15 protein-coding genes and 2 tRNA genes are annotated in these 15,127 nt (G+C 73.5%); 11 read left to right on the top strand and 6 right to left on the bottom strand.

All coding sequences use genetic code 11. The annotated features are described in order from the left end of the window. Positions 1–40 precede the first annotated feature (40 nt). The 3 genes from ACGRHY_RS08400 to ACGRHY_RS08390 all read left to right on the top strand — a co-directional run bounded on the left by ACGRHY_RS08400 (position 41) and on the right by ACGRHY_RS08390 (position 2,158). Positions 41–114 (top strand) — tRNA-Met (locus tag ACGRHY_RS08400). 185 nt (positions 115–299) lie between these two features. Further along, complete coding sequence (locus ACGRHY_RS08395; protein ID WP_394634755.1) at positions 300–2,009, top strand: SEL1-like repeat protein; 1,710 nt, start codon at positions 300–302, stop codon at positions 2,007–2,009. A 75-nt stretch (positions 2,010–2,084) separates the two neighbouring features. Beyond that, a tRNA-Met gene (locus ACGRHY_RS08390) sits at positions 2,085–2,158 on the top strand. Positions 2,159–2,286: 128 nt separating this feature from the next. Here the strand turns inward: ACGRHY_RS08390 and ACGRHY_RS08385 are convergent. Beyond that, a complete protein-coding gene (locus ACGRHY_RS08385; RefSeq protein WP_394634754.1) occupies positions 2,287–2,703 on the bottom strand; it encodes a Fur family transcriptional regulator in 417 nt (138 codons plus the stop codon). 133 nt (positions 2,704–2,836) lie between these two features. On the opposite strand from ACGRHY_RS08385, the gene ACGRHY_RS08380 reads away from it, so the two are divergent. After that, positions 2,837–4,303, top strand: a complete 1,467-nt coding sequence (locus ACGRHY_RS08380) for a catalase (protein ID WP_394634753.1) — start codon at positions 2,837–2,839, stop codon at positions 4,301–4,303. A gap of 101 nt (positions 4,304–4,404) precedes the next feature. Here ACGRHY_RS08380 and ACGRHY_RS08375 read toward each other — a convergent pair whose 3' ends face one another. Together ACGRHY_RS08375 and hisN are read right to left on the bottom strand one after the other, a co-directional pair. Continuing rightward, complete coding sequence (locus ACGRHY_RS08375; protein ID WP_394634752.1) at positions 4,405–4,827, bottom strand: CBS domain-containing protein; 423 nt, start codon at positions 4,825–4,827, stop codon at positions 4,405–4,407. 146 nt (positions 4,828–4,973) lie between these two features. After that, the gene (gene hisN / locus ACGRHY_RS08370; RefSeq protein WP_394634751.1) at positions 4,974–5,768 is read right to left on the bottom strand and encodes a histidinol-phosphatase; all 795 of its coding nucleotides are present in this window, start codon (positions 5,766–5,768) and stop codon (positions 4,974–4,976) included. Between the two features lie 160 nt (positions 5,769–5,928). Between hisN and ACGRHY_RS08365 the strand changes: the two genes are divergently transcribed. Then, positions 5,929–6,621: a TetR/AcrR family transcriptional regulator gene (locus tag ACGRHY_RS08365; protein ID WP_394634750.1), complete on the top strand. Its 693-nt coding sequence runs from the start codon at positions 5,929–5,931 to the stop codon at positions 6,619–6,621. 38 nt (positions 6,622–6,659) lie between these two features. On the opposite strand, the gene rsgA is transcribed toward ACGRHY_RS08365, so the two are convergent. The 3 genes from rsgA to ACGRHY_RS08350 form a co-directional block, all read right to left on the bottom strand. Then, complete coding sequence (gene rsgA / locus ACGRHY_RS08360; protein WP_394634749.1) at positions 6,660–7,694, bottom strand: ribosome small subunit-dependent GTPase A; 1,035 nt, start codon at positions 7,692–7,694, stop codon at positions 6,660–6,662. A gap of 14 nt (positions 7,695–7,708) precedes the next feature. After that, entirely contained in the window at positions 7,709–9,067 is a 1,359-nt protein-coding gene (aroA, locus tag ACGRHY_RS08355; protein WP_394634748.1) for a 3-phosphoshikimate 1-carboxyvinyltransferase, read from the bottom strand. Between the two features lie 143 nt (positions 9,068–9,210). Continuing rightward, the gene (locus tag ACGRHY_RS08350) at positions 9,211–9,924 is read right to left on the bottom strand and encodes a M50 family metallopeptidase (RefSeq protein ID WP_394634747.1); all 714 of its coding nucleotides are present in this window, start codon (positions 9,922–9,924) and stop codon (positions 9,211–9,213) included. A gap of 210 nt (positions 9,925–10,134) precedes the next feature. On the opposite strand from ACGRHY_RS08350, the gene ACGRHY_RS08345 reads away from it, so the two are divergent. The 6 genes from ACGRHY_RS08345 to def all read left to right on the top strand — a co-directional run bounded on the left by ACGRHY_RS08345 (position 10,135) and on the right by def (position 15,098). After that, positions 10,135–10,950 (top strand): SOS response-associated peptidase, encoded by an 816-nt coding sequence (locus ACGRHY_RS08345; RefSeq protein WP_394634746.1) that lies wholly within the window; start codon positions 10,135–10,137, stop codon positions 10,948–10,950. Positions 10,951–11,086: 136 nt separating this feature from the next. Further along, positions 11,087–11,668 carry an alpha/beta hydrolase family protein gene (locus tag ACGRHY_RS08340; RefSeq protein ID WP_394637968.1) on the top strand — a complete coding sequence of 194 codons (582 nt, stop codon included), beginning with the start codon at positions 11,087–11,089 and terminating at the stop codon, positions 11,666–11,668. A gap of 271 nt (positions 11,669–11,939) precedes the next feature. Beyond that, on the top strand, positions 11,940–12,611 hold the full coding sequence (locus ACGRHY_RS08335; protein WP_165869470.1) for a sigma-70 family RNA polymerase sigma factor: 672 nt from the start codon (positions 11,940–11,942) through the stop codon (positions 12,609–12,611). Further along, on the top strand, positions 12,608–12,970 hold the full coding sequence (rsrA, locus tag ACGRHY_RS08330) for a mycothiol system anti-sigma-R factor (protein ID WP_394634745.1): 363 nt from the start codon (positions 12,608–12,610) through the stop codon (positions 12,968–12,970). Before ACGRHY_RS08335 ends, rsrA begins: the two co-directional genes overlap by 4 nt. A 411-nt stretch (positions 12,971–13,381) precedes the next feature. Continuing rightward, on the top strand, positions 13,382–14,380 hold the full coding sequence (locus ACGRHY_RS08325) for a tetratricopeptide repeat protein (protein WP_394634744.1): 999 nt from the start codon (positions 13,382–13,384) through the stop codon (positions 14,378–14,380). 85 nt (positions 14,381–14,465) lie between these two features. After that, a complete protein-coding gene (def, locus tag ACGRHY_RS08320; RefSeq protein ID WP_394634743.1) occupies positions 14,466–15,098 on the top strand; it encodes a peptide deformylase in 633 nt (210 codons plus the stop codon). Positions 15,099–15,127 lie beyond the last annotated feature (29 nt).

Raw genomic sequence — 15,127 nt, 5'->3', positions numbered from 1 at the left:
GAGCTCCCTCCGCGCCGTGCTAAAGTTGTGAACACAACGGCGCGGGGTGGAGCAGCTCGGTAGCTCGCTGGGCTCATAACCCAGAGGTCGCAGGTTCAAATCCTGTCCCCGCTACTGACGAAGAAGGACCCGGAGTCACTGACTCCGGGTCCTTCTTCTTGTGCTGGGCATGTGAGAAGAGAGGCGCGCGGTAGCGCTTTGCGTTTGGATGGTAGCTGTATCGGGAAGTCGACAAAACGCTGAAGTGACTTCCTTGGCGGCGGTATACCGGATGTACGCGGGTTGCGGGTGGTGCGACGATGGGCCTCATGGGGGAAAAGGCGAGAGATGAGGGCACGGGGGGCGGTGCGAGCCGCACGGACCTCCGCGATCACCGCGACACGGACGCCATCAGCGCGCTCGGCGCCCGGCTGCTGCGCCGGGGCGACCTGGAAGGGGCCGAGCCGTACCTGCGCGCCGCCACCGCCGCCGGCGACCGCGCCGCCGCGAACAACCTGGGAGTCCTGCTCCACCAGCTCGGCCAGACGGAGGAGGCCGCCGGCTGGTGGCGGGTGGCCGCCCTCGCGGGGTCGGCGGCCGCCGCCCACTCCCTGGGCCGCCACCACCGCGAGCGCGGCGACGAGACGGCCGCCGAGCACTGGCTGCGGCAGTCCGCCGAGTCCGGCCACACCCTCGGCGCGTACGCCCTCGCCGATCTGATGGAGCACCGGGGCGAGGCCGGGGCCGAGCAGTGGTTCCGGGCCGCGGCCGAGCGCGGTCACCGCGAGGCGGCCTACCGCATCGCGCGGATCCTGGCGCGCCGTCAGGAGGGTGGCACCGGGGCCGAGCAGTGGTACCGCCAGGCCGCGGCACGCGGCCACCGGCGTGCCGCCCTGCGGCTGGGCACGCTCCTGGAGGAGCGCGGCGAACTGCGGGAGGCGGCCCGCTGGTATCTGACGGCGGCCAAGGACGGGGAGGCGCGTGCCGCGCGTGCCCTGGGCTTCCTGCTGCGCGACGCGGGCGACACCGACAGCGCCGCCGAGTGGTGGCGCCGCGCGGCCCAGGACGGCGACGGCAGCGCGGCCAACGCCCTGGGCGCGCTGCACGCCGAGCGGGGCGAGCGGCAGACCGCGGAGCGCTGGTACCGCGTCGCGCTGGAGGCGGGTGACATCAACGGGGCCTTCAACCTGGCGCTGCTGTGCGCCGCCGGGGTCCGTACCGCCCAGGCCGAGCAGTGGTACCGCCGTGCCGCCTACGCCGGGCACCGCGAGGCCGCCAACGCGCTGGCCGTGCTGCTGCTCCAGCGCGGCGACGCGGCGGGGGCGGAGCCGTGGTTCTCCAAGGCCGCCGAAGCCGGCAGCGTGGACGCCGCGTTCAACCTCGGCATCCTGCACGCGGGCCGCGGCGAGGAGGAGGGCGCACGGCGGTGGTACGAGCAGGCGGCCGCGGCCGGTCACACCGAGGCGGCGCTCCAGGTGGGCATCGCGCTGCTGCGCGAGGGCGACGACCACACCGCCGAGCGGCACCTGCGCCGCGCGGCCGGCGGCGGCAGCGTGGAGGGTGCCTTCCGGCTGGCGGCGCTGCTGGAGCGCCAGGCCCCGACGGCGGACGCCCTGGACGCGCACGGTCCGCCGGCCGAGTACGAGGAGTGGTACGAGCGGGCCGCCGAGCAGGGGCACCGGCGGGCGCAGGTCCGGCTGGGCATGTGCGCGGCGGCGCGCGGCGACGTGGTCCGGGCCGCGCACTGGTACCGGGTCGCGGCGGAGGCGGGCAGCAGCAACGGCGCCTTCAACCTCGGCCTGCTGCTGGCCCGCGAGGGCAGTGAGCCGGAGGCCGCCCTGTGGTGGACGCGCGCGGCCGAGGCGGGCCACGGCCGGGCCGCCCTGCGCCTGGCGCTGCTGAACGCCCGGCGCGGCGAGCTGGCCGCCGGGCGCCACTGGTGCGCCCGCGCGGTCGAGCTGGGTCCGCCGGAGGTCGCCGAGCGCGCCGCGCGGCTGAGCGAGGCCCTCCACGAGGAGCTGACGGCCTGAGGCGGGGGCGGGAGCGGGGGCGCCCCCGCGGTTTGCGCTGATCGCCGCGGTGGGTTAAGGTTGTGAACACAACGGCGCGGGGTGGAGCAGCTCGGTAGCTCGCTGGGCTCATAACCCAGAGGTCGCAGGTTCAAATCCTGTCCCCGCTACTGATGACCGGTGTCCGGGTCCCGATCAGGGATCCGGACACCGGTCGTTTTCGCGTGCCCGCCGTGAGCGCTGTGCGGGTGCCGTGCGTCCGTGCGAGGGGCGCGGTCTCCGGAGAGTTCCGGACGTGTCAGGCGGAGGTGCAGGAGGGGCACAGCCCCCGGTAGGTGACCGTCGCCTCGTCGAGGGTGAATCCGTAGCGCTCCCGCTCCGGGAGCAGGGCGAGCGGGTCGCCGGAAGGGCGGACGTCGCGGATCACACCGCACCGCGAGCACACCAGGTGCTGGTGGGAGTGGTGCGCGTTCGGGTCGTACCGCTTGGCGCGGCCGTCCGTGCTGACCTCGACCACCTCGCCGATCGAGACCAGTTCGCCGAGGGTGTTGTAGACGGTGGCGCGGGAGATCTCCGGCAGCTTCGCGGTCGCGCGCGCGTGTACCTCGTCGGCGGTGTAGTGGACATGCTCACCATCGAGGACCTCGGCGACCACTCGCCGCTGGGCGGTCAGCCGCCAGCCGCGATCCCGGAGACGTTGTAGCAGGTCACTCATGCTTCCACCTTAGCAGCGCACGTCCATGGCCGGATCGTGTACGGTCTTCACCGTCTTCTTGACTTAGACAATGTCCAATGTAGGATCACGTTCGGCTCAAGCCAAGGGGACAGGACGGATTCAGGAGGCGCATGTGACTGCCCAGATCGAGAACACCGGTCCGCTGACCACGGAGGCCGGTGCTCCCGTCGCGGACAACCAGAACAGCGAGACCGCCGGTTCGGGCGGCCCGGTCCTGGTCCAGGACCAGCTCCTGCTGGAGAAGCTCGCCCACTTCAACCGCGAGCGCATCCCCGAGCGGGTCGTCCACGCCCGCGGCGCGGGCGCCTACGGCACCTTCACCGTCACCGCCGACGTGACGAAGTACACCCGGGCGAAGTTCCTCTCCGAGATCGGCAAGGAGACCGAGGTCTTCCTGCGCTTCTCGACCGTCGCCGGCAACCTGGGCGCGGCCGACGCGGTGCGCGACCCGCGCGGCTTCGCGGTGAAGTTCTACACCGAGGAGGGCAACTACGACCTCGTCGGCAACAACACCCCGGTGTTCTTCATCAAGGACGCCATCAAGTTCCCCGACTTCATCCACACCCAGAAGCGCGACCCGTACACCGGCTCCCAGGAGGCCGACAACGTCTGGGACTTCTGGAGCCTGAGCCCGGAGTCCACGCACCAGGTGACCTGGCTCTTCGGCGACCGCGGCATTCCGGCCTCGTACCGCCACACGGACGGCTTCGGTTCGCACACCTTCCAGTGGAACAACGAGGCGGGCGAGGTCTTCTGGGTCAAGTACCACTTCAAGACCGACCAGGGCGTCAAGTGCCTCACCCAGGACGAGGCCGACCTTTTGGCGGGCAAGGACCCCGACAGCCACCAGCGGGACCTGCGCGAGTCCATCGAGCGCGGCGACCACCCGAGCTGGACCGTCGGTGTCCAGATCATGCCGGCGGCCGAGGCGGCGAACTACCGCTTCAACCCGTTCGACCTGACCAAGGTCTGGCCGCACGCGGACTACCCGGTCATCGAGATCGGCAAGCTGGAGCTCAACCGCAACCCGCAGAACATCTTCGCCGAGGTCGAGCAGTCGGTCTTCTCCCCGCACCACTTCGTGCCGGGCATCGGCCCCTCCCCGGACAAGATGCTCCAGGGCCGGCTGTTCGCCTACGGCGACGCGCACCGCTACCGGGTGGGCATCAACGCCGACCACCTGCCGGTGAACCGCCCGCACGCCACCGAGGCCCGCAGCCACGGCCGCGACGGCTTCATGTACGACGGCCGCCACGGCGGGGCGAAGAACTACGAGCCCAACAGCTTCGGCGGCCCGAACGAGACCGGCCGCGCCCTGTGGCAGCCGGCCCCGGTCGCCGGGACCACCGGTGACATCCCCGCCCCCTCGCACGCCGAGGACAACGACTTCGTCCAGGCCGGCAACCTCTACCGCCTGATGACGGAGGAGGAGAAGGGGCGCCTGATCGACAATCTGGCCGGCTTCATCTCGAAGGTCTCGCGCGACGACATCGTCAAGCGGGCCATCGAGAACTTCCGCCAGGCCGACGAGGACTACGGCAGGAGGCTGGAGGCCGCGGTCAAGGCCCTGCGCGGCTGATCCATCGGCTCCTCGCCGTACGAACCCGGAGGGACCGGACGCCAGTGGGCTCCGGTCCCTCCGGTGTGTTCCGGGGAGTGCCCCGGGGGGGGCGGCCGCCCTCAGGCGGCCGCCACCCCGGCGGGCGCGACGGGTGTGTCCCGGCGCACCGAGGACCAGCAGCGGACGATGTCGCGCACCGACACCACCCCCACCGGCTCCCGGTCGTCGAGCACGATCAGATGGCGGAACCCGCCGAGGGCCATGGCCCGTGCGGCGTCCTCCAGGGTCCAGCCGGGGGCGGCGAAGACCACGTCGGTGGTGGTGTGCAGGTGCGCGGGCTCCCGGTCGGGGTCCTGCCCGGCCCCCACGGAGTTGAGGATGTCGCGTTCGGTGAGGATGCCGACGCCGCCGGCGTCGGGGTCGAGGACGACGGCCGCGCCGACCCGCCGGGCGGACATCAGCCGGGCGGCCTGGCGGAGGGTGTGGGCGGGGCCGATGGTGAGAACCACTGTGCTCATGGCGTCACGGACGAGGGTGGTCATGGCGGTTGGTGCCACCTCCTTGGTGAGTCCCCGCGCTGGAGAAGGGATTCACAAAGTCACAAGCGGGCGGATTCTCATGTTCACATGCCATCGCAGCCACAACAAGGGCCTTGCGGGGGAGGGTTGACCGTAAGCCGGTGGCGCGCTCAGTCGCCGATGTAGGCGAGCAGGTCCTCGTGGAGCAGACCGTTGGAAGCCGCCGCGTTCCCGCTGTGCGGGCCCTCGCGCCCGTCCAGACCGGTGAAGGTGCCGCCCGCCTCCTGCACGACGATCGCGTTCGCCGCCATGTCCCACAGCGACAGCTCCGGCTCCGCGCACATGTCCACCGACCCCTCGGCGACCATCATGTACGGCCAGAAGTCGCCGTAGCCGCGGGTGCGCCAGCAGTCCCGGGTCAGGTCGAGGAAGCCGCCGAGCTTGCCGCGCTCCTCCCAGCCGCCGAGCGAGGAGAACGCGAACGAGGCGTCCTGTACCCGGGCCACCCGCGAGACCGACAGCCGGGTCGCGGACGTCAGACTGCGGCCGCTGTACGCGCCGGCCCCCAGTGCCGCCCACCAGCGCCGGTTCAGGGCGGGAGCCGACACCACGCCGACCACCGGTCGGTCGCCCTCCTCGGTCCGCTCCGTCAGCGCGATCAGCGTGGCCCACACCGGGACGCCGCGCACGTAGTTCTTGGTGCCGTCGATGGGGTCGACGACCCAGCGGCGCGGCCCGCGTCCCTCGCTGCCGAACTCCTCGCCCAGCACCGCGTCGCGCGGCCGCGCCCGCTGCAGGGAGGTGCGGATCAGCTCCTCGGCCGCCTTGTCGGCCTCGCTCACCGGCGTCATGTCGGGTTTGGTCTCGACCTTGAGGTCGAGGGCCTTGAACCGCTCCATCGTCGTGGCGTCGGCGGTGTCGGCCAGCACGTGGGCGAGACGCAGGTCATCGTGGTAGTCGGGCATGGACGAACAGTATCCAGCGGCGCGGCCGGCCAGCCACACGGGAGTGACCAACCGGGTGTGTGGCCGTACGCCCGGGGCGGTGAGGCGTTGCGAGGCGTCTTGACACCCTCTGCGACAGGGTCGATGCTGTGCGCGATCGGCTGTGCCCGGGGAGGCGTCGATGACCTCGGTGACGCCCTCCGCCGGAGACCCGGCCGGAGACCCCGTCAGGGGTCTCGCCGGTCTCGCCGGTCGCGCCGCCGACTCCGCCGGCCCGCCCACGGCGCGCCAGGCCCTGCTGCGCGCCGCCCGCGTCGCCCTCCACGACAGACCGTGGCCCCGGGTCCGCATGGTCGAGGTCGCCGCGGCGGCCGGCTTCTCCCGCCAGACCCTCTACAGCGAGTTCGGCTCCAAGGACGGGCTCGGCACGGCCCTGGTGGCCCGCGAACTGGAGGCATTCCTCGACCACACCGCCCGTGCCGCGCGGCGGGTGGCACGGGCCACCGCCGGCCCGGCCGCCGATCCCGTCGCAGGCTGTGCCGCGGCCGCCGTCTCGGTGGTAGGCGCCGCTCACCGCGACCCCCTGGTGCGCGCCGCGCTCACCGGCTGCTGGGAGTCCCGGCTGCCCCCGCCCGGGCCGGAGGCGGACCGGGCGGCGGCGGGACTGCGCGACCGTACCGCCGCCGCGCTGGTGTCCGCGGGGGCGGCCGCCGACCCGGGCGCGATCGGCCCCGCCGCGCTGCGCCACGCCTGCGAGGTGGGTCTGCGGCTGGCGCTGTCCTACGTCGTCGCGCCCTGCGACGGCCCGCCCGAGGTGACCGAGGAGGCCGCGGGCGCCCATGTCACCCAGGTGCTGCGGGCATTGTTCCGCTGATACCCGAGGGCGCGCCGGGGCGGGCGGCTTACCCGGGGTCAGTCGCCCTCCCGGCGCTCCCGCGTGGCCAGCAGGCGGCGCAGGGAGAACAGCCGGGCCGGGTCCGCGTGGCCGTCGGCCACCCAGGAGTCCAGCGCGCAGTCCGGCTCGTCGTGGCCGCAGGCGCGCGGACAGCCGTCCGTGCCCGGCACCAGGTCCGGGAAGGCGTGGATCACCCGGGACGGGTCGATGTGGTTCAGGCCGAAGGACCGCACACCCGGGGTGTCGATCACCCAGCCGCCCTCCGGTACCGGCGGAAAGGAGACCTCGCCGGGCAGCGGCAGCGCCAGCGCCGAGGTCGTGGTGTGGCGCCCGCGCCCGGTGACCGCGTTGACGTGGCCCGTCGCCCGCCTGCGGTCGGGCGGGACGAGTGCGTTGACCAGAGTGGTCTTGCCGACCCCGGAGTGGCCCACGAAGGCGGTGGTCCGGCCCCACAGGAACTCGCGCACCCGGTCGGCGGCTGCGCCGTCGGCCAGCTCGTCGCGGTCGGTCACCACATGCCGGACCCCCAGCGGGGCGTACGTCTCCAGCAGCGTGCCGGGCGGCGCCAGGTCCGACTTGGTGAGCACCAGCAGCGGCTCCAGACCCGCGTCGTAGGCTGCCACCAGGCAGCGGTCGATCAGCCGGGGGCGGGGCTCGGGGTCGGCCAGGGCGGTGACGATGGCGAGCTGGTCGGCGTTGGCGACGACGACCCGCTCGAAGGGGTCGTTGTCGTCGGCGGTGCGCCGCAGCACCGAGGAACGCTCCTCGACCCGCACGATCCGCGCCAGGGTGTCCCTGGCCCCCGAAAGATCGCCGACGACCGCCACCCGGTCGCCGACCACGACGCCCTTGCGGCCCAGCTCGCGGGCCTTCATGGCGGTGATCGTGCGGCCGTCCACCAGACAGGTGATCCGGCCCCGGTCGACGGTCAGGACGAAGCCGGAGGCGGCGTCCTCGTGCCTGGGCCGGATGCTGGTGCGCGGGCGACTGCTCCGGCGGCCCGGGCGGATCCGGATGTCGTCCTCGTCGGTGTGCTTGCCGTAGCGGCGCATGGCCGTTCCGCCTCTTACCCTCTGCCCCCGTCCCCTTCGAGCATGGCGTTCCACAGCTCGGGGAAGTCGGGCAGGGTCTTGGCGGTCGTCGCGACGTTCTCCACCTCCACGCCCTCGACGACCAGGCCGAGCACCGCGCCCGCCGTGGCCAGCCGGTGGTCCTCGTAGGTGTGGAAGATCCCGCCGCGCAGCGGGCGCGGGCGGATGACCAGCCCGTCCCCGGTCTCGTTTACATCGCCGCCGAGCCCGTTGATCTCCTTGGTGAGGGCGGCCAGCCGGTCGGTCTCGTGCAGCCGCAGGTGCGCCACGCCGCGCAGCCGCGACTCGGAGTCGGCCAGCGCCGCGACCGCCGCGATGCCGGGGGTCAGCTCGCCCACCTCGCTCAGGTCCACGTCGATGCCGTGGATCCGGCCGGTGCCGGTGAGGGTCAGACCGCGCTCGTCCAGCTCGCAGCGGCCGCCCATCTCGGTGAAGATCTCGCGCAGCGCGTCACCGGGCTGGGTGGTGTGCGCGGGCCAGTCCGGGACGGTCACCCGGCCGCCGGTGACCAGCGCGGCGGCGAGGAAGGGCTGGGCGTTGGACAGGTCGGGCTCGACGACCAGATCGCGGCCGAGCAGGGCGCCGGCCGTGACCCGCCAGACGTTCGGCTCGCCCCCGGACTCGGGGGTGTCCACCTGGGCGCCCGCGGCACGCAGCATCTCGACCGTCATCCGGATGTGCGGCATGGACGGCAGCGGGCCGCCGGTGTGGCGGACCTCCACGCCCTGGTTGAAGCGGGCGCCGGAAAGCAGCAGGGCGCTGACGAACTGGGAGGACGAGGAGGCGTCGATCTCCACCGTGCCGCCGGTCAGGGATCCGCCGCCGTGCACGGTCATCGGCAGCGCGCCGCGCCCGCCGTCGTCGATACGGGCGCCCAGCGCGCGCAGCGCGTCGATCACGCCGTGGAGGGGGCGTTCGTGGGATCGCTTGTCGCCGTCGAAGTGGACCGGGCCGTCGGCCAGGGCGGCCACCGGTGGCAGGAAGCGCATCACGGTGCCGGCGTTGCCGACGTCCACGGTGGCGGGACCGTGCAGCCCCGCGGGGATGACGCGCCAGGCCTCGCCGCCGGACCCGGGGCCGGCGGCACCGCCCGCGACGGGCACGGAGCTGGAGGACACCGTCTCCTCGATGCCCACCCCCATGGTGCGCAGTCCCTCGGCCATCAGCAGGGTGTCGCGCGAACGCAGCGGGCGGCGCAGCCAGCCGGGCTCGGAGGCGAGGGCTGCGAGCACCAGACCGCGGTTGGTGACCGACTTCGATCCGGGCACGGTGACGGTCGCGTCGACGGCGCCGGACGCGAGCGGCGCAGGCCAGACAGTGGTGTGGTCGGTCATGGGGTCAACTTTAGTGGCTCCGGAGGGCCGGTGATCCTGACCGGACACGGAGAAGGCGCGGACGGAGGCGGCCGGGCGGGGCCGGGCGGCGTCCGGGTGGGCAGGGACGGGCGGGAGGCCGCGGCGGGGCCCGGAGCGGGGGGTCACAGCCCCAGCAGCCACCGTCCGCCGCCGGTCAGCGAGCACAGCGCGACGGCGTGGAAGAGCAGGAGCCACAGCGGTGCGGGCGCGTTCGTCAGCCGCGCGAGCTGGTCGGCGTCGGAGTCCGGGGCCTCGCCCCGGCGCCGCTTGCCCTGGAGTTCGAAGACGGGCCGCACGCCGCCCAGCAGCAGGAACCACACCACCCCGTACGCGAAAGCCGCCTGCACCTCGGTCCCGGCGAACCACGACACCAGGAAGAACACCCCGCCGGTGAGGACGACGGTGAGCACCCCGTAGGCGTTGCGCACCATCACCAGCATCGCCAGCAGCAGCGCCGTGGCCCCCCACAGCAGCGCGGTGACGTGCCCGGCGGCCAGCAGCCACGCCCCCGCCAGGCCGAGCAGCGACGGCGCGGTGTAACCGGCGGCGGCCGTCAGCACCATCCCGGTCCCGTTCGGCCGTCCCCGGGAGACGGTCAGTCCGGAGGTGTCCGAGTGCAGGCGTATGCCCTCCAGCCGCCGCCCGGTCAGCAGCGCCACGATCCCGTGTCCGCCCTCATGGGCGATGGTCACAGCGTTCCGCGCCACCCGCCACGGCCCCCGTGCGGCGACGACGGCCAGGGCCACCAGCCCGGTGGCCGCCACGACCGCGAACGACGGGTCGGGCTGCGTCCCGACGACGCGGTCCCAGACCTCGGCGATGCTGTCCGTGTCCATGTCCGGCCGGCCCCTTCCCCTGCGGTTTCCCCTGCGGCCCGTCGCGCCCGCTGCGTCCGTCCTGGCCTGTCGCGGCCGTTCCGACCCGTCCCGCGCGCCGCGCTCCCCCGGCCGCGAGGCGGTGCCCCGCAGTGTGCCACGGCCCCTGCCCGGAGCCCGTACGGCCGTTCACGGTGCCGCCGGCCGCACGGACGTGGCAGGGTGGCGGACATGTGCGGACGGTATGCGGCGAGCCGATCGGCCGGTGAACTGGCCGGGCTCTTCGGAGTGGAGAAGCGGGACCCGGCCGAGGAGCTGGCGCCCGACTGGAACGTGGCCCCGACCAAGCAGGTGTACGCGGTGCTGGAACGGCCGCTGAAGGACAGCGGCGATCCGCGTCCCGTACGCCAGCTCAGGACGCTGCGCTGGGGGCTGGTGCCCTCCTGGGCGAAGTCCCCGGACGTGGGCGTGAAGATGATCAACGCGCGGGCCGAGACGGTGCACGAGAAGCCCTCCTACCGCCGTCCCTTCGTCGCCCGGCGCTGCCTGCTGCCCGCCGACGGGTACTACGAGTGGGTCACCGGGACGGCCGAGCGTCAGGAGGAGGAGAAGGGCAGGCGGAAGCGGCCCCGCAAGCAGCCGTACTTCGTGACGCCGGCCGACGGCTCGGTGATGGCGATGGCCGGGCTCTACGAGTTCTGGCGGGACGGGACGCTGCCCGACGACCACCCCCGGGCCTGGTGGGCCACCTGCACGGTGATCACCACCGAGGCGCAGGGCGAACCGTTCGCGGACGCCGTCGGGGACGGGCCGCGCTCCCTCGCCGACATCCACCCCAGGATGCCGCTGGCGCTCACCCCCGACCGCTGGGACGCCTGGCTGGACCCGGCCCGCACCGACGCGGAGGACGTGCGCGGACTGCTGGTCCCGCCGCCCGCCGGGGCCATGCGGGCCTATCCGGTGCGCGGCGAGGTCAGCAACGTGCGCAACAACGGGCCCGAACTGCTGGAGGAGCTTGACGTGCCCGAGGCCGGGACGCTGTTCTGAGCCGGTGAGCGACGACACCACCGGTACCACCGGTACCACCGGCACCACCGGTACCACCGGCACCACCGGTACCACCGGCGGCCCCGGCACGGACGGCCCCGCCGAGGAGGTCGCCACGCCGGCCGGCCCGGCCCGGATCACCTGGCGGCGTGCCGCTCGGCCGCGCCTGGTCCTCGCACTCGGGCACGGCGCCGGGGGCGGCGTCGAGGCGCGGGACCTGCGGGCCCTGGCGTACGCGCTGCCCGCGCACGGCGTCTCGGTCGCCCTGGTCGAGCAGCCCTGGCGGGTGGCGGGGAGGAAGCTGGCGCCCGCGCCCGGAAAGCTGGACGAGGGGTGGCGTGCGGTGTGGCCCGCCCTGGAGAGGGAAGGGCTGCCGGTCGTCTCCGGGGGGCGCAGCGCCGGGGCGCGCGTGGCATGCCGGACCGCCGCCGAACTCGGTGCGCGCGCCGTGCTCGCGCTCGCCTTCCCCCTGCATCCCCCGGGGAAGCCGGAGCGGTCCCGCGCCGGTGAGCTGCTGGGGGCGGGGGTGCCGACCCTGGTCGTCCAGGGCGGACGCGATCCCTTCGGGCGGCCCGGTGAGTTCCCCGAGGGCGTGGAGGTCGTCGAGGTGCCCGGGGGCGACCACGGCTTCGCCGTGCGGAAGAGGGCGGCGCCCGGCCAGGAGGAGGCGCTCGGCGTGATCACCGGCGCGGTGCGCGAGTGGCTGGCACGGGAATGATCCCCCGCACGGGCGTGTTGTCCTGCTGCGGGACACGTACGGACCGCACGTTCGCGCGAGGAGAGGGAGTCCACCCGACATGGGTTCGATCGCATGCCCGTCCCGCCCTGCGGGTACCCGTGCCACAGCCGCCCGGGTGGACTGGGCGACACTGAGGCTCGCCGGACCCGTCGGGGACGACGTCCCCCTCCAGGCGGCGGAGGGAACGGACCGTCGTCTATTCTCCGGTTCGAATGGGTCCGGCAACGGACTCGAAGCCGTATCGGAGGAGGTGGGTCCGGTCGCCGCGACCGACGACGCTGCGCCCAGGGAACCCGTGGAGACGGACGCCGAACGGAACGCGCGCTTCGAACGGGACGCTCTCGCCTTCCTGGACCAGATGTACTCCGCCGCGCTGCGCATGACGCGCAACCCCGCGGACGCGGAGGACCTGGTGCAGGAGACGTACGCCAAGGCGTACGCGTCCTTCCACCAGTTCCGCGAGGGCACCAACCTCAAGGCGTGGCTGTACCGCATCCTCACCAACACCTTCATCAACTCGTACCGCAAGAAGCAGCGCGAACCGCAGCGCAGCGCGGCCGAGGAGATCGAGGACTGGCAGCTCGCGCGCGCCGAGTCGCACATGTCGACCGGGCTGCGCTCGGCCGAGTCGCAGGCGCTGGACCGGCTGCCCGACTCGGACGTGAAGGAGGCGCTCCAGGCCATCCCCGAGGAGTTCCGCATCGCGGTCTACCTCGCGGACGTCGAGGGGTTTGCGTACAAGGAGATCGCGGACATCATGGGGACACCCATCGGCACGGTGATGTCCCGCCTGCACCGCGGTCGCCGGCAGTTGCGCGGCATGCTGGAGGACTACGCCCGTGAGCGCGGGCTGGTCCCGGCGGGCGCGAACGGCGCCGCCGCGCCCGAGGAGTCGCACGACCGGAAAGGCTCGGGCTCATGAGTTGCGGAGAGCCGCACGAGACGGACTGCGCTGAGGTCCTGGACCACCTGTACGAGTACCTGGACCGCGAGATGCCCGACGGCGATCTGACGAAGTTCAGGGAGCACTTCGAGGAGTGCTCGCCGTGCCTGGAGAAGTACGGCCTGGAACAGGCCGTGAAGAAGCTGGTCAAGCGGTGTTGCGGCCACGACGAGGTGCCCGGTGGCCTGCGCTCCAAGGTGATGGGACGCATCGAGCTGATCCGCGCCGGGCAGGCCGTGCCGGAGCAGCCCGTGGTCGAGCCCGGGACGGGCCGGCCGGACCAGTCCCGCACCGCTCCCCTCGGGGGCCCGGGCGAGGCCGGCGGGGAACAACTCTGACGGCCACCGGGGCGGAGCCCGTGCCCGCGCCCCGTACCGTACTCCGTCCCGTACGGCCGGTGCCCCGGCCGGAGTTCCGGCGCGGACGCCTTCGCGCGTCCTGTGCGCCATGTCACCCCGCGCCTCCGCCGCATCACCCGAGCGTGCTAACCCGCTCGGCTTCCGCCCGGCTGTGAACCGGGCGGCCGGAGGCCCCTTTGTGCCGTCGTGCAGGGCGTGCCCCCGCGCCCCGAACCGCTCGGTACCCCTACGACCGACGGGTAATGAGCGCGCACCCGGGTGGGCATGGTTGGATGCGAACCGGGAACCGCGGCTGGGAGAAGATCGCGGCACGGACACCGCGGCGGGGACCGCGGGAAGACGGCCGCGAGGACGGTCGGGAGCAGCAGGCGGGAGTCAGGCGGGAACATCGTGAGGATCTTCGGCAAGGCAAGGCACCGGCCCTCCGCCGACTGGCGGGTGGTCACCGACCGCGCGTTCACGCTCATCGGTGACGGACGCTACGAGGACGCCGGCACGCTGCTGACCCGTGCCGCCGATCTGGAGCCGTGGCTGTCGGAGTCCTGGTTCAACCTCGCGCTGCTGCACAAGTTCCGGCACGACTGGGAGCAGGCGCGCGCGGCGGGGCTGCGCGCCGTCGCGCTCCTGGACCGGCCGGCCGGGGCGCCCGACTGGTGGAACGTGGGCATCGCGGCCACCGCGCTGCAGGACTGGGCCCTGGCCCGGCGCGCCTGGCAGGCGTACGGCCTGCGGGTGCCGGAGACGGCGGCCCCCGGCGACGACGCACGTACCGGCCCGCCGGCCGGCATGGAACTGGGCAGCGCCGCGGTGCGCCTGTCGCCGGAGGGCGAGGCCGAAGTGGTGTGGGGACGGCGGCTGGACCCGGCCCGCATCGAGGTGCAGAACATCCCGCTGCCGTCCTCCGGGCGCCGCTGGGGCGAGGTGGTGCTGCACGACGGGGTGCCGCACGGCGAACGGACCACGGCCGCGGGCCACGCCTATCCGGTCTTCGACGAGATAGAACTCTGGGCACCCTCGCCGGTGCCCACCTGGGTGGTGCTGCTGGAGGCGGCGACCGAGGCGGACCGGGACGCACTGGAGCGGCTGGCGGCGGACGCGGGTTTCGCGGCCGAGGACTGGTCCTCGTCGGTGCGGCTGCTGTGCCGCTCCTGCTCGGAGAGCCGGATGCCCAGCGACGAGGGCGAGGGCGCCCCCCGGCACGATCCGCACGACCACAGCGTGCCCGGGCATCCGGGGCCGCTGGGGCACATGACGTCGGGAGAGCTGTGGGTGCCCGAGCGCGAGTGCGGGCTGGCGGCCCCGGCCTCCCTGGTGCGGGGGCTGCTGGACGGCTGGGTCGCCGACAGCCCGGACACCCGTGAGTGGCGGGACCTGGAAGAGGTCTGCTGATACCGGCCGGCCGCGCACGGAGCCGGGAGTCTGCCCGTACTCTGTACGAGTTGTGGTGGAGCACCGAGGAAGGCGTACGGCGAAGATGGCGGAGCACGAGACCGGGCAGCGCGTGGACGACGAGGGGTTCGTCGTCGACACGGAGGACTGCGAGGAGCGCGAGCGGACCCATCGCGAGCGCGGCACCGCCCGTCCGATCACCGTCGTCGGCAATCCGGTGCTGCACCGCGAGTGCGGGGACGTCACCGAGTTCGACGGCGAACTGGCCAAGCTGGTCGACGACATGTTCGCCAGTCAGCGCGCGGCGGAGGGCGTCGGCCTGGCCGCCAACCAGATCGGTGTCGACCTGAAGGTCTTCGTCTACGACTGCCCGGACGACGAGGGCGTGCGGCATGTCGGCGTCGTCTGCAACCCGGTGCTGGAGGAACTGCCCGCCGAACGGCGCGTGCTGGACGACTCCAATGAGGGCTGCCTGTCGGTGCCGGGCGCGTACGCCTCGCTCGCACGCCCCGACTACGCCGTCGTGCGCGGGCAGGACACCGAGGGCAGGCCGATCACGGTACGCGGCACCGGCTACTTCGCGCGCTGCCTCCAGCACGAGACGGACCACCTCTACGGCCGCCTCTACATCGACCGCCTCTCCAAGCGCGAACGCAAGGACGCCCTGCGGCAGATGGCCGAGAACACCCCGCGCTACGAGACGGTGCCCAACGGCTGAGCGGCGCCGCCGGGCAGTGCCGCGGCGGT

This window comes from Streptomyces shinuiensis (assembly GCF_043660855.1).
Taxonomy (GTDB): Bacteria; Actinomycetota; Actinomycetes; order Streptomycetales; family Streptomycetaceae; genus Streptomyces.
Note: the sequence above shows the minus strand (reverse complement) of the source record. Positions and strands in the feature narration are given on the sequence as shown.